Source organism: Jannaschia sp. 2305UL9-9, from assembly GCF_041403465.1.
Classification (GTDB): domain Bacteria; phylum Pseudomonadota; class Alphaproteobacteria; order Rhodobacterales; family Rhodobacteraceae; genus Jannaschia.
Window position 1 is genome coordinate 424,195 of record NZ_JBGEHM010000001.1, and the last position, 24,964, is coordinate 449,158.

Annotated in this window: 32 protein-coding genes; 21 read left to right on the forward strand and 11 right to left on the reverse strand. The window is 65.7% G+C overall.

The window, feature by feature from the left end; genetic code table 11:
• Nucleotides 1-6: 6 nt before the first annotated feature.
• The 9 genes from V6N07_RS02080 to fabD form a co-directional block, all read right to left on the reverse strand.
• Nucleotides 7-1,293, reverse strand: a complete 1,287-nt coding sequence (locus tag V6N07_RS02080) for an OmpP1/FadL family transporter (RefSeq protein ID WP_371153647.1) — start codon at nt 1,291-1,293, stop codon at nt 7-9.
• A gap of 193 nt (nt 1,294-1,486) precedes the next feature.
• Nucleotides 1,487-2,359, reverse strand: a complete 873-nt coding sequence (locus tag V6N07_RS02085; protein WP_371153649.1) for a DMT family transporter — start codon at nt 2,357-2,359, stop codon at nt 1,487-1,489.
• Between the two features lie 19 nt (nt 2,360-2,378).
• Nucleotides 2,379-2,822: a cytochrome c maturation protein CcmE gene (gene ccmE, locus V6N07_RS02090; protein WP_371153651.1), complete on the reverse strand. Its 444-nt coding sequence runs from the start codon at nt 2,820-2,822 to the stop codon at nt 2,379-2,381.
• 14 nt (nt 2,823-2,836) lie between these two features.
• On the reverse strand, nt 2,837-3,646 hold the full coding sequence (locus tag V6N07_RS02095) for a glutamate racemase (protein WP_371153653.1): 810 nt from the start codon (nt 3,644-3,646) through the stop codon (nt 2,837-2,839).
• 25 nt (nt 3,647-3,671) lie between these two features.
• Nucleotides 3,672-4,547, reverse strand: a complete 876-nt coding sequence (locus tag V6N07_RS02100; RefSeq protein ID WP_371153655.1) for a lysophospholipid acyltransferase family protein — start codon at nt 4,545-4,547, stop codon at nt 3,672-3,674.
• Nucleotides 4,548-4,659: 112 nt separating this feature from the next.
• Nucleotides 4,660-4,893, reverse strand: coding sequence for an acyl carrier protein (locus tag V6N07_RS02105; RefSeq protein ID WP_371153656.1), 234 nt, complete (start codon nt 4,891-4,893; stop codon nt 4,660-4,662).
• A gap of 158 nt (nt 4,894-5,051) precedes the next feature.
• Nucleotides 5,052-5,438: a RidA family protein gene (locus V6N07_RS02110; RefSeq protein ID WP_371153657.1), complete on the reverse strand. Its 387-nt coding sequence runs from the start codon at nt 5,436-5,438 to the stop codon at nt 5,052-5,054.
• A complete protein-coding gene (fabG, locus tag V6N07_RS02115) occupies nt 5,435-6,172 on the reverse strand; it encodes a 3-oxoacyl-[acyl-carrier-protein] reductase (RefSeq protein WP_371153659.1) in 738 nt (245 codons plus the stop codon). Before fabG ends, V6N07_RS02110 begins: the two co-directional genes overlap by 4 nt.
• Nucleotide 6,173: 1 nt before the next feature.
• Nucleotides 6,174-7,124, reverse strand: a complete 951-nt coding sequence (fabD, locus tag V6N07_RS02120; protein ID WP_371153661.1) for an ACP S-malonyltransferase — start codon at nt 7,122-7,124, stop codon at nt 6,174-6,176.
• A 232-nt stretch (nt 7,125-7,356) separates the two neighbouring features.
• On the opposite strand from fabD, the gene V6N07_RS02125 reads away from it, so the two are divergent.
• The 8 genes from V6N07_RS02125 to mltG all read left to right on the forward strand — a co-directional run bounded on the left by V6N07_RS02125 (nt 7,357) and on the right by mltG (nt 15,823).
• Complete coding sequence (locus tag V6N07_RS02125; RefSeq protein WP_371153662.1) at nt 7,357-8,583, forward strand: cytochrome b/b6 domain-containing protein; 1,227 nt, start codon at nt 7,357-7,359, stop codon at nt 8,581-8,583.
• Nucleotides 8,584-8,710: 127 nt separating this feature from the next.
• On the forward strand, nt 8,711-9,322 hold the full coding sequence (locus V6N07_RS02130) for a holin-associated N-acetylmuramidase (RefSeq protein ID WP_371153663.1): 612 nt from the start codon (nt 8,711-8,713) through the stop codon (nt 9,320-9,322).
• The gene (locus tag V6N07_RS02135; RefSeq protein ID WP_371153664.1) at nt 9,319-9,924 is read left to right on the forward strand and encodes a holin family protein; all 606 of its coding nucleotides are present in this window, start codon (nt 9,319-9,321) and stop codon (nt 9,922-9,924) included. The genes V6N07_RS02130 and V6N07_RS02135 overlap by 4 nt, the downstream gene beginning before the upstream one ends.
• 59 nt (nt 9,925-9,983) lie before the next feature.
• Complete coding sequence (locus V6N07_RS02140; RefSeq protein WP_371153666.1) at nt 9,984-11,963, forward strand: heme lyase CcmF/NrfE family subunit; 1,980 nt, start codon at nt 9,984-9,986, stop codon at nt 11,961-11,963.
• Complete coding sequence (locus V6N07_RS02145) at nt 11,960-12,424, forward strand: cytochrome c-type biogenesis protein CcmH (RefSeq protein WP_371153668.1); 465 nt, start codon at nt 11,960-11,962, stop codon at nt 12,422-12,424. Before V6N07_RS02140 ends, V6N07_RS02145 begins: the two co-directional genes overlap by 4 nt.
• An 83-nt stretch (nt 12,425-12,507) precedes the next feature.
• On the forward strand, nt 12,508-13,284 hold the full coding sequence (locus tag V6N07_RS02150; protein ID WP_371153670.1) for an enoyl-CoA hydratase-related protein: 777 nt from the start codon (nt 12,508-12,510) through the stop codon (nt 13,282-13,284).
• A gap of 92 nt (nt 13,285-13,376) precedes the next feature.
• Complete coding sequence (fabF, locus tag V6N07_RS02155; RefSeq protein WP_371155369.1) at nt 13,377-14,633, forward strand: beta-ketoacyl-ACP synthase II; 1,257 nt, start codon at nt 13,377-13,379, stop codon at nt 14,631-14,633.
• Nucleotides 14,634-14,653: 20 nt separating this feature from the next.
• Nucleotides 14,654-15,823 carry an endolytic transglycosylase MltG gene (mltG, locus tag V6N07_RS02160; RefSeq protein WP_371153671.1) on the forward strand — a complete coding sequence of 390 codons (1,170 nt, stop codon included), beginning with the start codon at nt 14,654-14,656 and terminating at the stop codon, nt 15,821-15,823.
• A gap of 64 nt (nt 15,824-15,887) precedes the next feature.
• On the opposite strand, the gene V6N07_RS02165 is transcribed toward mltG, so the two are convergent.
• On the reverse strand, nt 15,888-16,250 hold the full coding sequence (locus V6N07_RS02165) for a hypothetical protein (protein WP_371153672.1): 363 nt from the start codon (nt 16,248-16,250) through the stop codon (nt 15,888-15,890).
• Between the two features lie 271 nt (nt 16,251-16,521).
• A complete protein-coding gene (locus V6N07_RS02170; RefSeq protein ID WP_371153673.1) occupies nt 16,522-16,779 on the reverse strand; it encodes a hypothetical protein in 258 nt (85 codons plus the stop codon).
• 341 nt (nt 16,780-17,120) lie between these two features.
• Here V6N07_RS02170 and V6N07_RS02175 point away from each other — a divergent pair, with 341 nt between their 5' ends.
• The 13 genes from V6N07_RS02175 to V6N07_RS02235 all read left to right on the forward strand — a co-directional run bounded on the left by V6N07_RS02175 (nt 17,121) and on the right by V6N07_RS02235 (nt 24,962).
• Entirely contained in the window at nt 17,121-17,456 is a 336-nt protein-coding gene (locus tag V6N07_RS02175; RefSeq protein ID WP_371153674.1) for a hypothetical protein, read from the forward strand.
• The gene (locus V6N07_RS02180; protein WP_371153675.1) at nt 17,353-18,753 is read left to right on the forward strand and encodes a DNA-packaging protein; all 1,401 of its coding nucleotides are present in this window, start codon (nt 17,353-17,355) and stop codon (nt 18,751-18,753) included. Before V6N07_RS02175 ends, V6N07_RS02180 begins: the two co-directional genes overlap by 104 nt.
• A gap of 63 nt (nt 18,754-18,816) precedes the next feature.
• The gene (locus V6N07_RS02185) at nt 18,817-19,968 is read left to right on the forward strand and encodes a phage portal protein (RefSeq protein WP_371153677.1); all 1,152 of its coding nucleotides are present in this window, start codon (nt 18,817-18,819) and stop codon (nt 19,966-19,968) included.
• A complete protein-coding gene (locus V6N07_RS02190) occupies nt 19,965-20,198 on the forward strand; it encodes a hypothetical protein (protein ID WP_371153678.1) in 234 nt (77 codons plus the stop codon). The genes V6N07_RS02185 and V6N07_RS02190 overlap by 4 nt, the downstream gene beginning before the upstream one ends.
• An 11-nt stretch (nt 20,199-20,209) precedes the next feature.
• Entirely contained in the window at nt 20,210-20,737 is a 528-nt protein-coding gene (locus V6N07_RS02195) for an HK97 family phage prohead protease (protein ID WP_371153679.1), read from the forward strand.
• Nucleotides 20,738-20,769: 32 nt separating this feature from the next.
• Nucleotides 20,770-21,915: a phage major capsid protein gene (locus tag V6N07_RS02200; RefSeq protein ID WP_371153680.1), complete on the forward strand. Its 1,146-nt coding sequence runs from the start codon at nt 20,770-20,772 to the stop codon at nt 21,913-21,915.
• 143 nt (nt 21,916-22,058) lie between these two features.
• Nucleotides 22,059-22,613 carry a hypothetical protein gene (locus V6N07_RS02205; protein ID WP_371153682.1) on the forward strand — a complete coding sequence of 185 codons (555 nt, stop codon included), beginning with the start codon at nt 22,059-22,061 and terminating at the stop codon, nt 22,611-22,613.
• Complete coding sequence (locus V6N07_RS02210) at nt 22,610-22,960, forward strand: head-tail adaptor protein (protein ID WP_371153683.1); 351 nt, start codon at nt 22,610-22,612, stop codon at nt 22,958-22,960. Before V6N07_RS02205 ends, V6N07_RS02210 begins: the two co-directional genes overlap by 4 nt.
• Nucleotides 22,957-23,370, forward strand: coding sequence for a DUF3168 domain-containing protein (locus V6N07_RS02215; RefSeq protein ID WP_371153685.1), 414 nt, complete (start codon nt 22,957-22,959; stop codon nt 23,368-23,370). The genes V6N07_RS02210 and V6N07_RS02215 overlap by 4 nt, the downstream gene beginning before the upstream one ends.
• Before the next feature lie 11 nt (nt 23,371-23,381).
• Entirely contained in the window at nt 23,382-23,795 is a 414-nt protein-coding gene (locus tag V6N07_RS02220) for a phage major tail protein, TP901-1 family (RefSeq protein WP_371153687.1), read from the forward strand.
• Nucleotides 23,795-24,118, forward strand: coding sequence for a gene transfer agent family protein (locus tag V6N07_RS02225; protein ID WP_371153689.1), 324 nt, complete (start codon nt 23,795-23,797; stop codon nt 24,116-24,118). Before V6N07_RS02220 ends, V6N07_RS02225 begins: the two co-directional genes overlap by 1 nt.
• Nucleotides 24,115-24,318 (forward strand): rcc01693 family protein, encoded by a 204-nt coding sequence (locus tag V6N07_RS02230; RefSeq protein WP_371153690.1) that lies wholly within the window; start codon nt 24,115-24,117, stop codon nt 24,316-24,318. The genes V6N07_RS02225 and V6N07_RS02230 overlap by 4 nt, the downstream gene beginning before the upstream one ends.
• Nucleotides 24,315-24,962 carry a phage tail tape measure protein gene (locus V6N07_RS02235; RefSeq protein ID WP_371153692.1) on the forward strand — a complete coding sequence of 216 codons (648 nt, stop codon included), beginning with the start codon at nt 24,315-24,317 and terminating at the stop codon, nt 24,960-24,962. Before V6N07_RS02230 ends, V6N07_RS02235 begins: the two co-directional genes overlap by 4 nt.
• Nucleotides 24,963-24,964: the final 2 nt, after the last annotated feature.

Below are 24,964 nucleotides of genomic sequence, written 5' to 3' on the forward strand. Positions count from 1 at the left end.
TCGATCTCAGAACTTGTAGGCGACCTTCAGGCCGACGCCGACTGCGCTGCCGCCCGTGAAGCTGGCTACCGGCTGACCGCCGACACCGGCAAAGGCATCGCCGACCATGGTGTAGTTGACACCGCCGGAGATGTTCATGTTGCCCGAGGTGTAGCGCGCCCCGACCGAAAGACCGATCTGACCGTCGGTCGGCCCGAGGGGGGAAATGGTGGCCCCGCCGCCGTCCTTTTCGTAGGTGACCGAGGCGAGGCCGACCAGCGCGGGCGTGAAGCGACGCGCCACGCCGACGGTCCAGCGGTAGCTGTCGTCGATATTGGCAAGGTCCGCACCAAGCTGCGTCGGGATGACGTCGAAATCGTCCCAGTCGGTCCAGCGCATCGAGGCAAGCAGCAGCGTCTTTTCATTGATGCCGGTCTGGAAGTCGATGTTGACCGATTGCGGCGACTGGAACGTCAGGGTGCCGGGGATCGGCGTGCCGGCGCCAGCCGCGTTGAAGCCGAACCGTTCGGTCGCGTCGCCCGTGTGGGTGACTTCGGAATGGTAGGTCACGGCAAGGCGCAGCGCGATTTCGGGAATTTCATAGGCCGCACCGACGGTGACGCCCGCGCCCCAGCTTTCTTCGATTTCCACGTCGTAGCCGGTGAACCCGTTGACGCCCGGTGTCAGAAACTCGGTTCCCAGTGCGCTGACCTGCGCCCCGAGGGCCGCAACATTGCCGGCGCCACCAAGGGCCGCGGCCGCGGTCGGGTCGCCCAGCAGGGCGGCGCCCAGCGTGGCCGACGTCGTTCCCGCAGCGCTCGCCACGGATGCCACGCTCAGCGCGCGGGCATAGGCCTGACCGTTCAGGGCGACGGTGCCGCCCGCGCGTTCCGCGCGCAGGCCGCCGAACACGCTGATGCGGTCGGTGAACTGATACTTGCCGATGAAGCTGATGGCATCGGACGTCAGATCGGCCGTGGTGCCGCCGAGGTTCGAGGTCTGCGGCGTGTCGTTGTAAAAAATGTCTGCGCCGAACGGCTGATCCCCGATCACGGCATAGCTGAAGCGATCGTTCAGTTCGTTCGCGAAGCTCCAGCTGTAGGAGCTGTAGGAATTGCCGGCGTCATAGCTGCCGGTGCCGCCGCCCGTGTCGCTGCCCGTCAGGTTGGGGTTGACGTAGCTCAGGCCCAGCGACGCGGTATTCGCGTCATCGAAGACGGCCAGAACGGATTGACCGGAGCGGTCGAGACCACCGGCAAAGCCGGTACCGGCGCCAGCGATCGAAGCGACCGCAGCGAGTGTAAAGCGATTCATTTGATCCTCCCTAGATCGATGGCCTGTGAGGGGGCCACCACCGGAGTGCGCTCCGGCAGACGTGATACGTCGGCCCAGTAGTAAAAACCCGACCGCCGTAATCAAATCCGACGCAGCGTAACAAGACAGGAAAGCGGTGCGGATGCGGTCCGGGTTGCATCCACGCAACAGCAGGGCACCCTTCGCCCGAATGTCACACGGGTCTGGCCAATCGCAGGTTCGCCCAGGCCGCCGCCACGATCACGCCGCCGCCCAGCAGAATCAGCGGGTCGAGCGGTTCGGCGTAGAACAGGGCCCCGATCAGGGCGACGATCGGCAGACGTGCAAAATCCACCGGCATCACCGTCGAGGCGGGTGCAAGCGACAATGCGTTCGTCAGGCAGAAGTGCGCGCACAGGCCCGCAAGCCCGATCGTCACGACCCACGGCAGGGTCGACACGGTCGGCAGGGCGATGTCGCCGTCATACCCTGCGGTGATCAGGCCGAACACGAGTTGCAGCACCGTCAGCCAGAACAGGATGCCCATCACCGTCTCATCCCGCGTCAGGCGACGTGTCATGAGGTTGGTCAGCGCAAAGAACACCGCCGCAAGGCCCGCCCAGATCAGGCCTGTCTCGAAGCTGCCGGAAAACGGCTGGGCCACGATCAGCACCCCGGCGAACCCGATGGCCGCCACGGCATATTGCGCGGGCCGCACCCGCTCGCCAAGGATCAGCGGCGCAAGCAGTAGCACCCAGAGGGGGGACGTGAACTCCAACGCGAAAACCTGCGCAAGCGGCACGAGGGTCACGGCGAGGAACCAAAGGTTCTGTCCGGTGAAATGCGCCATGTTGCGCAGCACCTGAAACGGCAGGTTGCGGGTCGTGACCTGACCCATGCGCCCCGTCGCCATCCCGACGCCGATCACGACGATGACGCCGACCGCAGACCGGTAGAGCATGATCTCGAAGGTGTCATGCACATCCGCGACCGCGCGCCCGCCGATGGCCATGAAGGTGAAGGATGCAATGCTGCCCAGCATCCAGAGGGCGGCCAACAGGGTCGTCGACCGAACGGGGGAAGTCATTGCAGTCGCTTTCAGCAGGTCAGCTTTCGGGGGCCTGATAGACGCCTTGGTCCTTCAGCGCATCGATCACTTCCTTGGGCATGTAGGTCTCGTCGTGGCGGGCAAGGATTTCCGTCGCCACGAAGGTGCCGTTGATGAAGCTGCCGGTGCCGACCATGCCTTCGCCCTCACCGAACAGATCGGGCAGGACCCCGGTGTAGGTGACGGGCACGCTCGCCCCGCCATCGGTCACGGCGAATGTGACCGTCGTTCCGGCCCCGCGCGTCAGGCTGCCGTCCTCGACAAGACCACCGATGCGGAACACCTCGGACGGGGGCGGCGGCGCTTCGGCGACCTGACTGGGCGAGCGGAAGAAGTTGATACCATCGCGAAAGCCATAGCCGATCAGCGCGGCAGACCCGGCCAATGCCACGGCGGCCAGTGCGATCACCTGAATGCGGCGTGTCTTCTTGAGTGAACGCATGGTCGTCTTCTCCCTCAGGCAGCCTGAAACGTGATGCCCCGGCGCAGGAATTGCGTCGCGCGCGCGGACACCTTCTCCGGATCGCCGGTCGTCAGCATCCGGGACGTTCCGCCCGCTGCCATCGCCGGCCTGCGTGACAGGTAGTCCGCCAGGCTCTCCGCGACAATGTCCGCCTGACTGAACACCTTGACGTCCGCGCCCAGTGCCGCCTGAAACGCGTCTTGGACAAGCGGATAATGGGTGCACCCGAGGATCGCGGCATTGGGCGTCGGCATCTTGCGCTTGAGCGCGTCCACATGGGACCGCACGAGCGCTTCGGCCAGGATCATGTCGCCATCCTCGATCGCGTCGACCACGCCGCCGCAGGCCTGTGCCTCGACGTCGACACCGATGGCGCGGAACGCCAGCTCTCGCTGAAACGCACGGCTGGCCACGGTGGCGGGTGTGGCGAACAGGGCAACCTGATTGACGGCGACTTCGCGCGGGGGGGAATTGTCGCCCCAGTTGCGTTCGGTCATCGCCTCGATCAACGGAACGAAGACGCCCAGCACGCGCTTGCCTTCGGGGACGCCATCTTCCTGCATCCGGCGCAGGGCCGCGGCGCTGGCGGTGTTGCAGGCAAGCACGACAAGGTCGCAGCCACCGTCCCACATCGCCTCGACCGCGCGGCGGGTCAGGCGGTGCACGTCCTCGGACGTGCGCGTGCCATAGGGGGCATTCGCATTGTCCCCGTAATAGGTCACGGCAAGATCGGGCAGGCGCCGCGTCACCGCGTCCCACACCGTCAGACCGCCAAGGCCACTGTCGAATATGCCGACACTCATGTTGGTCGTCCTTTTCTGCCGGGCGTCATGTGCAGCCGGCCTTCTGGGTATCCCAGTCGAAGCCCAGCTCCGCATCGTCCCCACCGGCGGCATAGGTCCGTCCGCGCAGCCAGTCCATCAACTCGGACTGATTGCCGGGATGGGCGGCGATTTCCTGCGGAGAGATCGGCGTTCCCACCGACAGGCGCACGGGGCCATCCGTCCGGGCCCGGAATTCGCGCACGAACAGGCCAAGCCGAAGGGTCGAGTGCAGGTGGCTGGCCAGTTGGAACAGGCGCGAGTTCGCGCCCTCGAAATGAATGGGAACCACGGTCGCGCCCGATTGCCGGATCAGCTTGGCCGAGAACCCGCGCCAATAGGGATCCTTGGCGGGGCCGAAGGGCCGCGCGGGGGTCGAGACGGCGCCACCGGGGAATACGCCAACCGCGCCCCCACCGGCCAGATAGGCCAGTGCCGTCTTGCGCATCTGCAGGTTGATCGCCTGCGCGGCGCGCGTTTCGTCGAAATTCACGGGCAGGATCACGTTGGCAAGGTCTGGCGCGCGCAGGAACACATCGTTCGCGATGACCTTGAACCCGTCCGCGCCCCGTGTCCGCGACAACAGCAGCGACAGGATGAGACCGTCGAGAATGCCGTATGGGTGGTTCGCCACGACCACGACGGGTCCGGTCGACGGAATCATGTCCAGTGTTCCGCGCAGCACCTCCAGTTGCAGGCCGTATCTCTGGGCCATCTCCTCCCAGAAGATGGCGCCCTGGCCGATGGCCTGATCATACCCCTTGGCGCGCAACAACAGGCTGTGACGACCTGTCAGCGCCTCCAGCCCCCGCACGAGGAGCTTGCCGCGCCGGGTGCGCGCCGAACTGGCATAGGAGATGTCGCGAGCGATGCTGTGTTTCATGACATGATGGTGTCAGGGCCGACAGGCGGTATCAAGACACGCCCTGCCGGACGGGCAACGAAAAAGGCGCCCCGCGGGGCGCCCGATCATTTCGCGAAAGCCGGTAAGGCGATCAGACGTTCTTCGAGATGAAGTCGACTGCGTCACCGAACGTCTGGATGGACTCGGCGGCGTCATCGGGGATCTCGATCCCGAACTCTTCCTCGAATGCCATGACCAGCTCGACGGTGTCGAGCGAGTCTGCGCCCAGATCGTCGATGAACGAGGCGTTCGGAACGACCTTGTCTTCTTCGACGCCCAGATGCTCTACGACTTTCTTGCGGACGCGGTCCTCGATGTCGCTCATGTCTCTACCTCACTTCGGTGGCCATCTACGGCCGTTTCGATGTCCCTGTGCCCTTATAAGCGGGGCCGCTCACGTAGGTGTGAACGCCGGGCGACCGTTCAAGCCCCCCGATTTGTGCGCCGCCTATATCATGGGGGGCGGGGATGGCAAATCCTTTGTCAGGCGGCGGGCGCCGCCGTGCCGATGATGGCATCCACCTCGGTTTCCACACGCCAGGCCGGGTCGACGAAGGCGCTGACCTGCATGACGGTGATGACGGGGCGGATGTCGCGGAAGACCTCGCCGTGGGCGCGGGCCGCTTCCTGCCAGTCGGCTATGTCTGTCAGCAGGATACGGGTGCGCACCACGTCCTGCATGGAGGCGCCCGCCTCCTCCAGCGCGGTGCGCGTGATCTCGAAACAGCGGACCAGCTGGCCATAGGTATCCGTCGCCTCCGTCCCGATCGGGCCGGTGCCCGCAACCGCGACGTGGTTGCCCACGCGCACGGCCCGGCTGAAGCCCATGATCGGCTCCAGGTAGCTGCCTGAGGGGATGTTCCGCCTCACAGCATAGCCATCCCGCCGTTGACGTGCAGGACGGTGCCGGTGACATAGGCCGCCTCGGGCGACGCCAGATAAAGCGTGGCCGCCGCGATCTCGGCCGGGGTGCCCATGCGGCCCGCCGGGATCTGCACGTTGATCTTGTCCTTCTGGTCGTCGGTCAGCTTGTCGGTCATGGCCGTGGCAATGAAGCCGGGGGCGACCGCGTTCACCGTGATGCCGCGCGAGGCGACCTCGTAGGCCAGCGACTTGGCCATGCCGACCATGCCCGCCTTGGACGCGGCATAGTTCGCCTGACCCGGATTGCCGGTTGCACCCACGATCGAGGATATGTTGACGATCCGGCCCCAGCGCGCCTTCATCATCCCGCGCATGACGCCTTTCGACAGGCGGAATGCGCTGGTCAGGTTGACGTTCAGGACGTCCAGCCACTCGTCCTCCGACATGCGCATGAACAGGTTGTCGCGGGTGATCCCGGCGTTGTTCACCAGAATGTCGACGGATCCCATTGCTTCGGTCGCCTGCTTGGGCAGGGCGTTCACGGCATCTGCGTCGCCAAGGTTGCACGGCAGGACATGGGCGCGGTCGCCCAGTTCGTCGGCCAGTGCCTGAAGCGGGTCGACGCGCGTGCCCGACAGGCCGACGGTTGCCCCGGCCCCATGCAACGTGCGCGCGATTTCGGCGCCGATACCACCGGATGCGCCAGTGACGAGGGCGGATTTACCAGTCAGATCAAACATATCAGAGGCTTTCTTCAAGTGAATTTCGTGCATCGGTCACGTCGGCCGCCTGTCCGATCGCACGGCAGGCAATCGTCTTGTCGATGCGGCGTACCATTCCGGACAGGGCCTTGCCCGCACCGATTTCCCAGATCTCGGTCACGCCGGCCTCGGCCATCGCCTGCACGCTTTCCCGCCAGCGGACGGAGCCGGTGACCTGATCCACCAGCAGCGACCGGATGCGCGTCGGGTCCTGCACCGGGGTCGCGGTGACATTGGCCATCAGGGGCACGACAGGCGCATTCAGGTCCACGTCGTCCAGCGCGTTGGCCATGACGCGGGCCGCCGGTTCCATCAGGTCGCAATGGAAGGGGGCCGACACGGGCAACAGCATCGCACGCTTGGCGCCACGTTCCTTGGCGATGACCAGCGCACGCTCGACCGCATCCTTGTGACCGGAAATCACGACCTGCGTCGGGTCGTTGTCGTTCGCGGCCTGACAGACCTGACCCTGCGATGCCTCCTGCGCGACGGACTGGGCGTCATCGAATCCCATCCCCAGCAGGGCCGCCATCGCGCCGACGCCGACGGGCACCGCCGCCTGCATCGCATCGCCGCGGATCCGCAGCAGGCGGGCCGCATCCCCGAGGTCCAGCGCGCCAGCGGCCACGAGGGCCGTATATTCGCCCAGCGAATGACCCGCGACGAAAGCCGCGTCGCGCGCGACCTCGACGCCCTCGGCCTCCAGCGCGCGCAGCGCGGCGATGGATGTCGCCATCAGCGCGGGTTGCGCGTTGCGGGTCAGTTGCAGGTCGGCGGCCTCGCCCGACCAGATCAGGCCGGACAGGTCTTCGCCCAAGGCCGTATCGACCGCATCGAAGACGGCGCGCGCAGCTGGATAGGTTTCGGCAAGATCACGCCCCATGCCGATGGTCTGGGCCCCCTGGCCCGGGAAAACGAATGCGCGGGTCATGACCCCTCCCGTGAATTGCTGACCGCCCCCTTACGCCGCGGCGGCCTGCGCCTCAAGTCCGAGCCTGTCGCGCAGAGGCCTGAACAGACCCGGACCGGGGGTGGGCACGCCCGTCGGTTTGCCCGCCAGGTGACCTTTGCGCAGGGGGCCTGTGCGCAGGTTGGTCTATGGATTGCGCGTCCGGCTGCTATGGTCGGTCGGAACCGCCATGCCACCTTTCGGAGAGACGCCGATGACCGTCCAGACACCGCCCGCGCGCCGCACGGCCGCGACGAACACGACATCTGCCTATGGATGGGTCGAACGTGGATTCCATTGGGCCATTGCCCTGCTGATCCCGACGGCCATCGCGCTTGGCGTCATCGCGCATGACATGGCGTTCGACACAGATGCGGCCCTTGCGCGCAAGGCAATGCTGTTTTCCCTGCACAAGACGGTGGGCGTGACGATCTTCTTCGTTGCCCTTGCGCGCATTCTATGGGCCGCGAGCCAGCCGCGGCCGGCGGCGCTGCATCCGGAAAGGCGTGCGGAAACGGCGCTGGCGTCGCTGGTGCACTGGCTTTTGTATGGATCACTGGTCCTCGTGCCATTGCTGGGCTGGGCGCATCACGCGACGTCCGAAGGGTTCGCGCCGATCCTGTGGCCTTTCGGGCAATCCCTGCCGTTCCTGCCAAAGGATGCCGACCTGTCGGCCACCCTGGCCACCCTGCACATGGTGTTCGAACGCGTGATGGTGGCGGCACTGCTGTTGCACATCGTCGGCACGATCAAGCACAGCTGGGTCGACAGGGATTCGACCTTTCAGCGGATGTGGCGCGGTGTCGATCCCGGCCCGCTGACGGGGGCTGGCCGTCATCTGGCCCCCCTGGCCGGGGCCGTCGTGATCTGGGCTATGGCGCTTGGTGTGGGGCTGTGGCTGTCGCCGCACCCGGCCACGGCGAGCGCGACAGGTGTGGCCAGCGTCAGCGCCCCGTCCGACTGGACCGTGGAAGAGGGGACGCTGGCCATCACGGTGCAGCAATTGGGCAGCGCGGTCACGGGGACCTTCGCGGACTGGCAGGCGGCGATCGCCTTCGACGAGGCGCCGCGTGCGGATGGGTCGCTGGGCACGGTCGAGGTTGCCGTCGCGACGGGGTCGCTGACCCTCGGATCAGTCAGCGATCAGGCGACGGGGGCGGATTTCCTTGCCTCCGAGGCCTTTCCGCAGGCCGTGTTCGAGGCCGTCCTTTTGCCGGGTGGGGAAAACTATGTCGCCGAGGGCACGCTGTCGCTGCGCGGGGTCGAGGTTCCGCTGAGCCTGCCATTCACCCTGACGCTGGACGAGGGGCGGGCCACCATGTCGGGCGGCGTGACGCTGGACCGCAGGACCTTTGCCATGGGCGAGACCTATCCGGACGAGAGCAGCGTGGGTTTCGCCGTCGAGGTTTCGGTCGATCTGGTTGCGCGGCGCGATGAGTGACCGCGCGCCGGGGGCACGCGTTCACCTTTGCTTAACCGGTGCGTCCGCGCGTCTGTCCGCCTAACTTTTCGTTAACCGCTCGACCGAACCTTCGCCTTCTCTTGAACCATCAAAGGGGAGGCTGACCATGCAGACGGTCAGGTCCATTGCCGAACAGATCGTCGCCCGGGAGGGCGGCTATGTGAATGACCCCGACGATCCGGGCGGGGCCACGAATTACGGCGTCACTATCCATACGATGCGCCGCCTTGGCCTCGATCTGGATGGCAACGGGATCGTCGATGCCCGGGATGTGCGTCGTCTGACCCGCGCCAAGGCCACGGACATCTTCGTCGAGCATTATTTCGACCGCCCCCGCGTGTCGGACTTGCCTGAGGTTCTGCAGCCTTCGGTCTTCGACATGTACGTCAATGCGGGTGCCAATGCGGCGCGCATCCTTCAGAGGCTTCTGAACCGCATGGGACAGCGGGTGGCCGTGGATGGGGTTATCGGCCCAAGGACGATCGCCGCCGCCCGCGCCGCTGCGGATGTCGCGCCCCACCATATCGCCGATGCCTACGGGATTGCGCGGCGCAACTACTACTATGCCCTGGCGGACAGGCGCGCCGCGTCGCGCAAATATGCCCGCAGGCGGGACGGGGGCAAGGGTGGCTGGATCACCCGCGCCGAGGAATTCATCAGCCCGCGGTTTCACCTGAGCGCGGATCAACACAAAGCGAGGGTCGCAGCATGGGGATGATCGGGAATCTGGTGCGCGGGGCAGGGGGCGTGACCTCGCTGGGGGCGGCGGCAAAGGAGCTGTCGGAGGTGTTCGTTCCGAATGCGACCGCCATGCAATCGCTGGAACATGCGGCCCATCGCGCGGCCCTTGACCAACTGGGGGCCGAGTTCGCACGCAAGATGCGCGGACCGTTCGACAGCATCGTCGACGGGTTGAACCGGCTGCCACGCCCGTTGATGGCGCTTGGCACGCTGGGCCTGTTCACCTTCGCAATGGTCTCGCCCCCTGCATTCGCCGCGCGGATGGAAGGGCTGGCCTATGTGCCGGAGCCCTTGTGGTGGCTGCTGGGGGCCATCGTCAGCTTCTATTTCGGGGCGCGGGAATTGCATTACCTGCGCCGCCCCGAGCCTGCAGCCCCCGGCGCGCATTCAACCACCGTCTCGGCGTGGGCGCCGCCCGCCGGGGCCATGGACCCCGAGGCGCGGGCCGTTGCCGCATCGCAGGCGACAACGCCGCGCGTGGCCGAGGTTCTGGTGCATGCGGCCCCGGTCGAAAGGGCGGCGGATGCCACGGACAACCCGGCACTGGCGGAATGGCTGGCCAGTCGGACAACAACGTGATGCAGGCGTGACGCCGCACCCCATTGGCGGACTGCGGTCCGGGGTCTATACCCCGGACCATGATTATTGAACTCGGTCACTTCGCCCTGATCCTCGCCTTTGCCGTTGCCATCGCGCAGACGGTCGTTCCGCTTGTCGGGGCCCATTTCCGATGGAGCGGCTGGATGGCCATGGCGTCGCCCGCCGCGACGATTCAGGTGCTGCTGGTCGGGTTCAGCTTTGCCGCGCTGACCTATGCCTTCGTGACATCCGACTTTTCGCTCAAGCTGGTGGTTCTGAACTCTCACACCGACAAGCCGATGCTCTACAAGGTGTCCGGCGTGTGGGGGAACCACGAAGGCTCGCTGTTGCTGTGGGTTCTGATTCTCGCGCTGTTCGGGGCGGCTGCCGCGTGGTTCGGGGGGCAACTGCCCACGACGTTGCGTGCGCGCGTCCTTGGCGTTCAGGCGTCGGTCGGCGTGGCGTTCTATGCGTTCATCCTGTTTACCTCCAACCCGTTCGAGCGTCTGGCCGTGCCGCCGTTCAACGGCGAAGACCTGAACCCGTTGCTGCAGGACCCCGGCCTGGCGTTTCACCCACCATTTCTCTATCTCGGCTACGTCGGCCTGAGCATGGCTTTCAGCTTCGCGGTCGCGGCCCTTCTGGAAGGGCGCGTCGACGCCGCATGGGGCCGCTGGGTGCGGCCCTGGACGCTGGCCGCCTGGCTGTTCCTGACCATTGGCATCGCGCTCGGCTCCTGGTGGGCGTATTACGAGCTTGGCTGGGGCGGGTTCTGGTTCTGGGATCCGGTGGAGAACGCGTCCTTCATGCCCTGGCTGATCGCGGCGGCGCTGCTGCACTCGGCCATCGTGGTCGAAAAGCGCGAGGCTTTGAAGGCCTGGACGATCCTGCTCGCCATCCTTGCGTTCGGCTTTTCGCTGGTCGGCACTTTCATCGTGCGCTCCGGTGTCCTGACCTCCGTGCATGCCTTTGCCAACGATCCGGAGCGCGGGGTCTATATCCTTGCCATCCTCGGCATCTTTACCGGTGGCGCGCTGCTGCTCTATGCGTTGCGCGCCCCTGCGATGCAGGCCAAGGGCGTGTTCGGCGTCGTGTCGCGGGAATCGGCATTGGTGGCCAACAACCTGTTGCTGGCGGTCAGCTGCTTCGTGGTATTCATCGGCACGATCTGGCCCCTCGTGGCCGAAGTGGCCTTCGATCGGAAGCTGTCGGTCGGCCCGCCGTTCTTCAACGCCGCCTTCACACCCTTCGTCATTGCCTTGGCGGCGCTGGTGCCTCTCGGCTCCATCCTGCCGTGGAAGCGCGGGAATGGCGCGTTGTGGCGCAAGCTCATGCCGGTGGCCGTCCTGTCGCTGGCGCTTGCCGGACTCGTCTGGGCGATGCAGACGGGCGACTCGCTCGGCGGACCCTTGGGTGCGGCGCTTGGCGTATGGCTGGTGGTCGGTGCGGGCGTCGATCTGGCGACCCGGACCGGGCGCGGGGCCTTGGCCGACCGCATCGGACGCCTGCGCCGCCTGCCGGGGGCCGATTGGGGCAAGGCACTGGCCCATGGCGGGCTGGGCATCACGATCTTCGGCGTTGCCGGCCTGACCGCGTGGCAGCAGGAAGGGATCGAGGTTCTGGACATCGGCGACCGGATGGAACTTGGCCGCTACGAAGTCGTGCTGGAGGATGTCAGCCGAGTTCAGGGACCGAACTACATCTCGACGATGGCGCGCATGCACGTCTTCGAGGGCGGTCGGGACATCGGTGTCCTGCTGCCGGAAAAGCGTGTCTATCCGGTGGCACAGATGCCCACGACCGAGGCCGGGATCGACAGCGGGTTCACCCGCGACGTCTATGCCGTGATCGGTGATCCGCAACAGGGCGGTGGCTATGCCGTGCGCGTCTATATCAAACCCTTCGCCAACTGGATCTGGGGGGGCGCGATCATCATGGCGCTTGGCGGCATCGTTTCCCTGATGGATCGCCGCTATCGTGTGGCGGGGGGCGCGCGGCGCAAGAAGGCCGCGCCTGTCACCGGGGTGCCCGCGGAATGAGGGCGCTTCTGACCGCCGCCTGCCTTGCCCTGCTGGCAACGCCGGGCCTTGCCGTTCTGCCTGACGAGGTGCTGGACGATCCCGCGCTGGAGGCGCGGGCCCGTGATCTGTCGCAGGGTCTGCGGTGTCTTGTCTGTCGCAACGAGAGCATCGACGAAAGCAACGCCGAACTGGCCCGCGACCTGCGCCTTTTGGTGCGTGAACGGCTGGTGGCGGGCGATACCGATGCGCAGGTGATCGACTACCTCGTGGATCGTTATGGCGAATATGTCCTGCTGAACCCACCGGCAACGGGATCCACCCTGCTGCTTTGGGGGGCGCCGCTTGCCCTGTTGCTGCTGGGGGGCGGCGTGGCCGTCGCCCACGTGTCGGGCCAGAAACGCGCCCCGCAGGCGGCAGGCCTGTCGGAGGAGGAGGAGGCGCGCCTCAAGGCGATGCTGGACGACAGGTCCGACGGCTAGGCGGGCACGGGAATTGTTCCGTCAGGTCGTGCTTTCGTCCCGTGGCCACCCGGCCTAGGGTCGCGCAAACGAGGGAGTGGCCCATGGACTATGAGACGATCCGCCTGAGCATCCGCGACGATATCGCCGTGCTCCAACTCAACCGTCCGGACGTGATGAATGCCCTGTCGACGCAGATGCGGGCCGAGATCCTGCATGCGGTCAAGCATTCGGAGGCGAACGCCCGCGTTCTGGTGATGACCGGCAAGGGCAAATGCTTCTGCTCGGGGCAGGATCTGGGCGATCGGGCCAACATGAACACCCTCAATCTGGAGCGCACCCTGCGCGACGAATATGAGCCGATGCTGCGCGCCATCTTCGACTGCAAGATCCCGACGATCGCCGCGGTCAACGGGCCGGCGGCGGGCGCCGGGGCGAACCTTGCGCTGGCCTGCGACGTCGTGATCGCGACGCAGAGCGCGGTCTTCCTGCAGGCGTTTACCCGCATCGGCCTGATCCCCGATGCGGGCGGCACCTATTGGTTGCCGCGTCAGATCGGCACGGCCAAGGCGATGGGGGCCGCTCTGTTCGCCGAACCCGTCACGGCGCAGCAGGCGAGCGACTGGGGCATGATCTGGGAGGCCGTGGCCGACGACCGCTTTGCCGAGGTCTGGAACGAGCGTGCGCGACACCTTGCCTCGGGGCCGTCCCTCGCCTACGCGGCCGTCAAGACGGCCATTCGGGGCAGTTTCGACAATACGCTGGACGATCAGCTGGCGTTGGAGGCGCAATTGCAGGGGCAGGCCGGACAGACCCGCGATTTCAAGGAAGGCGTCCTGGCCTTTCTGGAGAAGCGCCCGGCCAGTTTCGAGGGCCGCTAGCGCCAATCCGAGACTGACCGTGTCAGCACCTTGCCCCCGGTCGACTGTGCGTCGTATCAGGCGCCAAATGCCGGGAGATTGCACCGATGGAATTGCGCCGAGTTGTCGTGACAGGACTGGGAATGGTGACGCCGCTTGCCTGCGGCGTCGAGGAGACGTGGCGACTTCTGATTGACGGGCAGTCCGGCGCGGGAACCATTTCCCGCTTCGACGCCAGCCACCTGTCCACCACCTACGCCTGCGAGATACCGCGCGGCGACGGGACGGACGGGACCTTCAACCCCGACGACTGGATGGCGCCGAAGGAACAGCGCAAGGTCGATGACTTCATCCTGTACGGGATGGCCGCGGCGGTTCAGGCCGTCGAGGACAGCGGCTGGACCCCCGGCGAGGAAGGCAAGCTGCGCACCGGCGTGATGATCGGATCCGGCATCGGTGGTTTGCAGACCATCGCGGAAACGGCTGTCCTGCTCAAGGAACGGGGGCCGCGCCGCGTTTCGCCGTTCTTCATCCCCTCGGCTTTGATCAACCTCGTGTCCGGTCAGGTCAGCATCCGCTACGGCTTCAAGGGCCCGAACCACGCGGTCGTGACGGCCTGTTCGACAGGCGCGCATGCCATCGGCGATGCGGCCCGTCTGATCATGCTGGGCGATGCCGATGTCATGGTCGCGGGCGGCGCGGAAAGCCCGATCTCCGAGATTGGTGTCGCGGGCTTCAACGCCTGCAAGGCCCTGTCCACCAAGCGCGGCGATGATCCCAAGGCGGCCTCGCGTCCCTATGACGAAGACCGGGACGGTTTTGTCATGGGCGAAGGGGCCGGTGTCATCGTGCTGGAAGAATACGAGCATGCGAAGGCGCGCGGAGCCAAGATCTATGCCGAAGTCCGGGGCTATGGCCTGTCCGGCGACGCCTATCACATCACGGCCCCGTCCGAGGATGGCGAAGGTGGTGAGCGGGCGATGCGCGCCGCGCTGAAGAATGCCGGGATGGAGCCGGGGCAGATCGACTACATCAATTCGCATGGCACCTCGACGATGGCCGACACCATCGAGCTGGGCGCCGTCGAGCGGGTGTTGGGCGATCACGCGCCGAACGTCACGATGTCGTCGACCAAATCGGCCATCGGTCACCTGTTGGGGGCTGCCGGATCGGTCGAGGCGATCTTCTGTATCCTCGCGCTGCGCGATCAGGTCGCACCGCCGACCCTGAACCTCGACAACCCTGCGGTATCGCCGAAGGTGTCGCTTGCGCCGAACGCCGCCGAGAAGCGCAAGATCGATGTCGTGCTGTCGAACTCCTTCGGATTCGGCGGTACGAACGCGACGCTCATCATGTCGAAGCCACGTTAACTTCTGATTGGAACCCTCTGATGTGGAAACATATCGCGGCCAACGCCCTGACCCTTGGGATCGTGCTGATCGCCTGTCTGGCGGGGGTCATCCAACTGGGCAAGACACGGTGGGCCGAGACGGGACCATTGACGGAGGCGACGTTCTTCGAGGTGCCCCGCGGCGCCACCCTGAACCGGGTCAGCGAGGATCTGGCGGAAAAGGGGATCGTCAGTTCGGACAGCATCTTTCGCCTTGGCGTGAAATACGCCGAGCGGGACGATGAACTGAAGTTCGGCACCTACGAGATTCCCGCCGGTGCGACGATGCCGGATGTGCTGGATATCATCACGGCGGGCGGGCCCTCGGTTTTCCCGTATACCGTCACCTACCTTCTGCGCGCGAGCGGACCCGAGGTGCGTGTGCGCGAGCGAGTGCCGGGTCAGGAAACTGCGGTTGAAGTCGCGACATTCGAGCCGGGCGTCGATGCGGTGCCCGACGCGTATACCGCGCTTGTCGACAGCGGCGTGCCGATCACGTGGCGCGTGTCGGTCGCCCCCGGTCTGACGTCGTGGGAGGTTATCGAAGGCCTGAAGTCGGCCGATTTCCTTGAGGGGGCCGACGCGTTGGAGGTTCCGCCGGAGGGGGCATTGGCGCCGGACACCTATGACGTGGCGCGCGGGTCCGACGCGGGCGATGTGGTTCAGCGGATGCGTGTCGCGCAGGAGCGGGTGCTGGCGGAGGCCTGGGCCAATCGCGTTCCCGGCCTGCCGATCGAAACCCCGCAGGAGGCGTTGACCCTTGCGTCGATCATCGAGAAGGAAACCGGTGTCGCCGAAGAAAGGCGCCTGGTGTCCGGCGTGTTCATCAACCGTCTGAACCAGGGCATGCGCCTGCAGACGGACCCGACGGTGATCTATGGCATCACGCGCGGGCAGGGCGGGCTTGGGCGTGGTCTGCGCCGGTCGGAACTGGACCGGGAAACGCCCTACAACACCTATCGGATCGATGGGCTGCCGCCGGGACCGATCGCCAATCCGTCCGCCGCGGCGATCCGCGCGGCGATGGATCCGGAGGACACGAACTACATCTTCTTCGTGGCCGACGGGACGGGCGGGCATGCCTTTGCCGAGACGCTTGCGGAACACAACCGCAACGTTGCCGAATGGCGCGCGATCGAAGCCGCACGGGACGCAACCAGCGCGAATTGATGTCGGACACGAAAAAAGGGGCGGATGATCCGCCCCTTTCCTTTGTTTGCAGGTCGTTCTGCGATCAGCGCTTGACGACCGCGATGTCGCGGGAGTTCGGCGCCATGATGACAACCTGACCGGCGGCATTCGTGAACGCGTAGTTCGTGCCGGCAACCGGCGTCAGGTCCATGTCGATGGGCTGTGCCAAGCTCACGACTTCGCCGTTCTGGATGACGACAGGGTCGAGGCTGGCGGCGTCGGTGAGGACGGCATCGGCGTCCGTCGGGCTGACCATTGCGGCGCGGTCGATCAGTTCGTTGTCGGTGGTGACGGCACCGTTTTCGTAGACGACGCCCGATGCGATCGGCGCGACGGCCTGGGCGAAGGCGGCGGGGCTTGCGGCGAACAGCGTCACGGTGGCGGCGGCAAGGATTCGATTGGTCATTGTGAACCTCATTTCTTCTGGTTGCTGACTGTTCTGTGCGACAGCCGCTGTATGGAGAGAGAAGGTTCGAGCAGGTCGATTTGTTCCACAGCTTGGCGATGAATCTTGCGCGGGGCCATTCCTGGCGCTGCAAGCCATTATAAAGGCTGGTTTTTGCGGTTTTCAGGTGCGGTGCCACAGGCGGTATGGGCACGGGATCTGTCAGGCCACCACGACGGCAGAAACGAAAAAAGGCGGCCGAAGCCGCCTTTTCAGTAGGATCGATCGGGGTTCAGTTCTTGGTGACGTTGATCGAGTTGAAGCGCGAAGCCTGAATCACGATCTGACCGGCATCGTTCGTGTAGGCATAGCGGCTGCCGGGAACGGGGGTCAGGTTCATGTCGATCGGCTTGACGTCGCTGATCACGCGGCTGCCGCGAATGATGACCGGACCGGTGCCCGCGGTGTCGGTCAGCACGATCGGCTGAGCGAGCGCCGGAGTGGCGACGAAAGCGGTCGCAGCGATGAGGGCGAGGGCAAGGTTTTTCATGTTTCTACTCTAGTAAGATGGTTCGAACCGGAGGAAATCTGCTGTTCGATCATTTGTGATGATCAGCGCCACTATCCCTGTTTTTCGGACAAGTCTACAAAAATCAGCGCGTGTCAAACAGATAATTTTCACAGGGAAATTTTGAAATTATTGTTTGAAAACAGGTAGGTGAAAGTAAATGTTGAACTTGGTCAAATAGGTAGTTGACCCACCGAACGCTCAAAATCATGTTTAGGTCAAGCTGGAAGAAATGGGCGAGGCGCGAAGACGGGACTGACCCGGATTGGCGCCTTTTTCGTTTCTGTCGTGCGGACCGGGGAAACCTGCACGGGAGCGACTTTGTGAAGATTGACACCAAAACGACGGGCCGGAGCGACGTTTCGGAACGGCTGGACTCGCGCGCTGCATCGGCGCTGCGGAGCATGGAGACGCTCCGGGATGTATTGGACCGCAAGGTGGCGGAGCTGGAGCAGGCTCCGGTCGACGGGCTGAAACCCGACGACCTGCTGCGGTTGCAGCGCGAACTTGCAAAGGCCGTGACGTTGGCGGTCGAACAGGAAGGGAAGGTGGCGGATGCCAGGCGTGACGCAAGCGAAGGAGACGGGCTTGATCTGGCCGGTGCGCGGGCTGAAGTCCGGCGCCGTCTCGATCTGTTGCTTGAGCGAGGCGGAGCGTGACCGGTTCATCGACGGGCTGAGCGACAACGCCTTGGCGGCCTTGCCGTGGTTGTTCGATTTCTGGGCCTTGGATCACCAGGTTCCCCCTGCAGGGGATTGGCGGACCTGGGTCATATTGGGGGGGCACGGCGCGGGGAAAACCCGCGCCGGTGCCGAATGGGTGCGCAGTCAGGTCGAGGGCGCGCGTCCGCGACAGGCAGGGGCCGCACGGCGCGTGGCGCTTGTCGGTGAGACATACGAACAGGTCCGGGACGTGATGATCGAGGGGGACAGCGGGATTCTGGCCTGTTCCCCGCCGGACCGGAGGCCAATCTGGAAGGCTGGGCAGCGGAAGCTGGTCTGGCAGAACGGGGCGGAGGCGCAGGCGTTTTCCGCCCATGACCCCGAGGCCTTGCGGGGGCCGCAGTTCGACGCCGCATGGGTCGATGAGCTGGCCAAGTGGAAAAGGGGGCAGGAGACATGGGACAACCTGCAATTCTGTTTGCGCCTCGGGTCCGATCCACGGGTGTGCGTCACGACGACGCCGCGCAATGTCGATGTGCTCAAGGATCTGCTGGCGCGGCCCTCGACGGTGTCGACCCACGCCCCGACCGAAGCCAACCGCGCTCATCTGGCGCGCGGCTTTCTGGAGGAAGTGCGGGCGCGATACGAGGGCACGCGATTGGGGCGTCAGGAACTGGACGGGATGCTGCTGGAGGACATGGAGGGCGCGTTCTGGACCACGAGCGGGTTGGACGGCATCCGGGTCGACAAGATGCCCGAGGCGTTTGACCGGGTGATCGTCGGGGTGGATCCGGCCGTCACTTCGGGCGGCGCATCGGATGAAACGGGGATCGTCGTCGTCGGCGCCGTCACGAAAGGGGCGCCCAAGGATTGGCGGGCCTGGGTGATCGAGGACGCCAGCGTCTCTGCCGCGTCGCCCACCGAATGGGCCGAAGCGGTCGCCGATGCCTATGCCCGGCACAACGCGCATCGCGTGGTCGCGGAAGGCAACCAAGGCGGTGAAATGATTGAAGCCGTCTTGCGGCAGGTCGCGCCGCTTGTGTCCTATCGCAAGGTCACGGCGCGGCAGGCGAAAGGCGTGCGCGCCGAACCGGTTGCGGCCTTGTACGAGCAGGGACGGGTGCGTCACGGGCGCGGCCTGTCCCGGCTGGAGGATCAGATGTGCCGCATGGGAACCACGGGGTTTCAGGGCCGCGGATCGCCGGACCGGGTCGATGCGCTGGTCTGGGCGATGTGGGAGGCGATGCTGGACCCGGCGCGCATGCGAACGGGACCGCGGATGCGGGTTCTTTGAAACGGACGAGACGGGCGCCCCCAGAGGCGCCCTTTTTCATGGGCAGATGTGGAAGGACGCGGGATGTTCGGATTTGGCAAGAAGGACGGTGGCCCGGCGGAGGCGAAAGCCTCGGCCACGGGACGGGTTGTCGCCTGGGGCACGGCGGGCCGGTCGGTCTGGTCGCCGCGTGATACGGGAACGCTGGTCCGGTCGGGGTTCAGCGGAAACCCGGTCGGCTTTCGGGCGGTCAAGTTGATCGCCGAGGCAGCGGCCGCTGTGCCCCTGGTGTGTGGAGACGGGCGCGCACGGTTCGACGTGCATCCTGTTCTCGACCTGATCGGGCGTCCGAATGGGGCGCAGGGGCGGGCCGAGTGGTTCGAGGCGCTGTTTGGTCAGCTGCTGTTGTCGGGCGACGCGTATGTCGAGGCGGTTGGTAATGGCGGCCTTCCGGCAGAGCTTCATGTGCTGCGATCGGACAGGATGTCCGTTGTTCCGGGGACAGATGGCTGGCCCGTAGCCTATGATTATGCCGTCGGAGGCCGGACGCATCGGTTCAAGGTCGCTGACCTGTCCCCGGTTTGCCATGTCCGGTCGTTCCATCCGCAGGACGATCATTACGGCCTGTCGCCAATGCAGGCGGCGGCAAGTGCCGTGGATGTGCACAACGCCGCATCGCGGTGGTCGAAGGGTTTGCTGGACAACGCGGCGCGTCCGTCCGGTGCGATCGTCCATCAGGGCGAGGCCGAGTTGTCGCCGGATCAGTTCGATCGCCTGAGCATGGAGTTGGAAGCCAACCATCAGGGCGCGCGCAATGCCGGGCGGCCGATGTTGCTGGAAGGGGGGCTTGACTGGAAGCCGATGGGCTTTTCGCCCAGCGACATGGAATTCCAGAAAACCAAGGAAGCCGCCGCGCGGGAGATCGCGACCGCCTTCGGTGTGCCGCCGATGATGCTGGGGATACCCGGCGACGCGACCTATGCAAACTACGTCGAGGCAAACCGGGCGTTCTATCGCCTTACGGTTCTGCCACTGGTGGGCAAGGTGGTCGAGGCGCTGTCACACTGGCTGGGCCTGCACGCAGGTGAGACGCTGCGGATCGAGGCGGACCGTGACCGCGTGCCCGCCCTTCAGGCGGAGCGGGACGCGGAATGGGGCAGGATCGCCAAAGCCGATTTCCTGACCCCGGACGAAAAGCGGCGGATGCTGGGCCTTCCCCCGTTGGAGGGCGCATGAGTGGGCCGAAAGCCGGTGGTTCGCGATTTCTGTACGCTCCGTTCGATGCGGCAAATGCACGGATCGAAGCGAACGAACGGGTATTGGAAGAACGTTGGGACGCGCTGACGTTTCGATTGCAACAGATCGAAGGGACGCTTGACCGGCTGGAGCGGCGGCTATGGCTGGCGGTGATGGGCGTCGCCGGGGCCGTCCTGGCCCAAGGCGTCAACTATCTGATTTCACTGTAAGGGGGGCCTTCATGGGGCTGGAAAAGAAGTTCGCGCACGGGACAACCCCCGTGCGGCTGGAGGAGGGTGCCCGCATCACGGGCTATGCGTCGTGGTTCGGGATCGAGGACACGGGGCGCGACGTGGTCGAGGCGGGCGCCTATTGCGACAGCCTGGCGCGCTGTGCCGCCGAGGGGCGGGGCATCAAGATGCTGTGGCAGCACGACCCGGCCGTCGTGATCGGCGTCTGGGACGTGGTCCGGGAGGACAAGCGCGGGTTGTACGTCGAGGGCCGCCTGTTGCCCGGCGTCGAGAAGGCGCGCGAGGCGGCAGCCCTGATCGAGGCGGGGGCGCTGGACGGGCTGTCCATCGGATACACGGTCAAGCGGGCCGTCAAGGATACTCAGGGGCGCAGGCTTCTGAAGGAGCTGGAGCTTTGGGAGGTGTCCTTGGTGACGTTCCCGATGCTGCCCAGCGCGCGTGTGGGGGCCAAGGCGGACCCGATGCGTGACGTGGCGCGGGCGCTTCGCGCCGCGCGTCTGGAACTGGCGCGCGACTGATGCCGCCGATCATCCATCAAGAGGAGAGACCGATGAGCCATGACGGCGTCGGGGAAGTCACGGAAGCGCTGGCCGGTCTGGTCAGCGATTTCAAAGGCTTTCGCCAGAATATCACCCAGAAGTTGCAGCAACAGGAAGAGCGCCTGAACATGTCCTACAAGTCCCAACGTCCCCAGCTGGAAACCGTAACCGACGCATCCGTCCCGCACCAGAAGGCGATGGATTCCTATCTGCGGTCCGGTGACGATGACGGGCTGCGCGCCCTGACCCTGTCGGGCAAGTCGATGAACACGGCCGTCGCTGCCGAAGGCGGCTACCTCGTCGATCCGGCCACGGCCGAGACGGTGCAGTCGGTCCTGTCGTCTTCCGCGTCCTTGCGCGCCATCGCATCGGTCGTGAACGTCGAGGCGACGTCCTACGACGTGCTGGTCGATCATACCGAGATGGGGGCAGGCTGGGCATCCGAGAACGGGTCGATCGTCGAGACGGATTCGCCCCAGTTCGACCGCATCTCGATCGCCTTGCACGAATTGTCGGCCATGCCGAAGGCGTCCCAGCGCCTGCTGGATGATGCGGCGTTCGATATCGAGGGCTGGCTGGCCGGACGCATTGCCGACAAGTTCGCCACGTCCGAGGCGGCGGCGTTCATCGGGGGCGACGGGATCGACAAGCCCAAGGGGTTCCTGACCTATCCTGCGGTCGACGAGGCGTCCTGGACCTGGGGCAGCCTTGGCTATGTCGCGACGGGTGCGGCCGATGATTTCGACACGTCGCAGCCGGCGGATGCGATCGTCGACCTGGTCTATGCGCTTGGTGCGAAATACCGCGCGAACGCGGCCTTCGTCATGAACTCCAAGACCGCGGGGGCTGTCCGCAAGATGAAGGACGCCGACGGCCGCTTCCTGTGGACCGACAGTCTGACGGCGGGGCAATCGGCGCAGCTGATGGGGTATCCGGTGCTGATCGCTGAGGACATGCCCGACATCGGGACGGATGCGGTGGCCATCGCCTTCGGGGATTTCGGCGCAGGCTATACCATCGCGGAGCGGCCCGACCTGCGCGTGCTGCGCGATCCGTTCAGCGCCAAGCCGCATGTCCTGTTCTATGCGACCAAGCGGGTCGGCGGCGACGTGACGGATTTCGCGGCGATCAAACTGCTCAAGTTCTCGGTCGTCTGAGGCATCCGGCCCCTGAATGGGGCTGATATCCCCGGGTCCTTTCGAGGGGTCGGGGTGACGGGGCCGGCAGGTCTCCGGCTTGGTCCGCACGCGCGGCGTGCCGGTTCCGTCATTTCCAATACTCATACTGCGGAGGACCCCCGATGGTTCTGATGGTGCGTGATACTGAAGCGCTGGTCGATGCGGCGTTGCCTGTCGCCCGGTTGACGGCCCTGATGCGGTTGCCCGAAGGATACGCCGCCGTTCCCGGACAGGAGGCGCGGTTGCAGCAATGCCTGCGCGCCGCGATCCAGTCGGTCGAACGGCGGACCGGCAAGATCCTGATCGCGCGGGAAGTCGTGTTGCAGGGGACGGCAGGCGGCGACGACCGGCTGAAGGTGCCGGTGGCACCGGTGTCCGATGTCATCGAGGTGCAGCAATCGGTCAACGGGACCAGTGCGGCGATCACGGGGGCGACGCTGTTCGATGATCCGCATCGTCCGACCCTTGTCCTGCCGCGTATTCCGTCGACCGGTACGCCGATCGAGGTGCGGGTCATGGCCGGTTGGGGGGCATGGGACGCGGTGCCGGCACCGCTGGCGCAGGCCGTTCTGATGGTGGCCCAGGCGCTGGATACGGGCACGACCGATGATCTGATGCCGATGGTCGAGCAACTGATTGCCCCGTGGCGGCAGCGGCGGATCGGGGGGATGGCATGATGGCGCGGGCGTTCACGCGGCGTCTTGTCCATCTGGTCCCCGAGCGGGTGTCGGATGGTGCGGGCGGGTTCACGACGCTTTGGCAGGAGCGTGGCGCGATCTGGTGTGCCATGCGGATGCGGTCCGGTGATCTGAAAACGACGGAGTTCGGCCGGACGCCGCGCCTGCGTGTCCGGATCACGACCCATGCCGTCCCGCAGGACCACGCCGCGCGACCGTGGCCGGGACATCGTCTGGATGATGGTGCGCGGTCCTTCGTGGTCGATGCGGTGCAGGAAAGCGAGGGCGCCGGGCGGTACCTGACCATTCTGGCGACCGAGATGACCGAGCAGGAGGACGCGCCATGACCTATGCCCTGAGCGATGGTCTGCAGATGGCGGTCTACAGTCGCCTCGCGTCCGATGGGCCGCTGGACGATTTGGTGTCCGGCGCGGTCTTCGATGCGGTGCCCCAGATGGCGCCGGATCTGTTCGTGGCGTTGGGGCCCGAGCAGGTCACGGATCGATCCGACCAAAGCGGCGACGGATCACGCCATGACATGATGATCAGCGTGGTGACGACGCGTGGCGGTTACATGGCCGCGAAACGCGCGGCGGCGCGCGTGTCAGACAGCCTGCTGTCCGCCGACCTTGTTCTGACGCGGGGGCACGTCGTGTCCATGCGGTTTCTGAAGGCCCGTGCACGGCGGGACGAGGGCGAAGGCACCCGGCGCATCGACCTGTGGTTTCGGGCGCGACTTGACGACGACAATTCCTGAGGAGTGGATCAATGACAGTTCAAAGCGGCAAGGATCTTTTGTTGAAGGTCGATCTGGATGGCACAGGCGTCTTTGCCACCATGGCAGGCCTGCGGGCGACGCGCCTGACGTTCAACGCGGGGTCGATCGACGTGACATCGCTGGACAGTTCCGGCGGTTGGCGCGAGCTTTTGTCCGGCGGTGGGGTAAAGACGGCCTCCATCTCGGGCTCTGGCGTGTTTCGGGACGCGGATACGGACACCCGGGCCCGGCAGTTGTTCTTCGACGGGGAAGTACCCGCATTCCAGGTCATCATTCCCGACTTCGGCGTGGTGCAGGGGGCATTCCAGATCACCTCGCTGGAATATGCCGGAAGCCATGATGGCGAGGCCAGCTACGAAATCTCGCTCGCCTCGGCCGGCGAGATGACCTTCACGCCGCTCTGATGGGGGATGGCAACCCGTTTGCGGGTGAGGTGGCGCTGACCCTGAACGGGGAGCGCCGGGTTCTGAAACTGACCCTTGGGGCGTTGGCGGAACTGGAGGCCGGGATGCGGGCCGACAGCCTTGTGGCGTTGGTCGAGAGGTTCGAGACGGCGCAGTTTTCGGCCCGTGACGTGATCGCGCTTCTGTTGGCCGGCTTGCGAGGCGGGGGGTGGGAGGGGACGTCCGCGACCCTCGTGGATGCGGATATCGAGGGCGGGCCGCTGGAATGTACCCGCGTTGCGGCCCTGTTGCTCGGGAGGGCGTTCGCGTTGCCCGGCGCATGAGCGATGCGACGTTCGACTGGCCCGCCCTGATGGCCGTGGGGATGCGGGGGCTTGGCCTTGCCCCGCGTGATTTCTGGGCCCTGACCCCGGCGGAGTTGGCGTTCCTGCTGGGCCATGGTGACGGAAAATTGCCGATGGATCGCGCGGGGTTGGAGGCCTTGGCGGCCCGCTTCCCCGACAGCATGGGAGATGAAGGATGAGTGACAACGATCTTGACGGGTTCGAGGAATCCGTCGCCGCGCTGGAGGCGCGGCTGGGCGGGGGGCACAACGTCGTGTCGCGTTTCACCGCCGAGCTGGGGACATTGGAAGGTCAGATGCTGTTCACCCAGAAGGAGGTGAAGAAGCTGTCGACGTCCTTTGGCAGCAGCCTGAAGCGCGCGTTCGACGGTGTGGTGTTCGACGGCATGAAGCTGTCGGACGCGTTGAGCGGTCTGGCGAAATCGATGGTCAACGCCGCCTACAACACGGCGATGAAACCCGTACAATCCGCCTTGGGCGGCGCGCTTGCGAATGGGGTTAACACGATCCTGCCGTTTGCCGATGGCGGCACCTTTGCCCAGGGGCGCGTGATGCCATTTGCACGCGGTGGCATCGTATCGTCCCCGACCACGTTTCCCATGCGCGGGGGCACCGGCCTGATGGGCGAAGCCGGGCCCGAGGCGATCATGCCGCTGACCCGCGGCCCGAATGGGCGGCTTGGTGTCGAGATGCAGGGCGGCGGTGGCAGCGTAAACGTCACGATGAACATCTCGACCCCGGATGCCGCCGGGTTCCGTCAGTCGCGCAGCCAGATTGCCGCCGAAATGTCCCGCGCCCTGGCGCGCGGTGCCCGTAACCGTTGAGG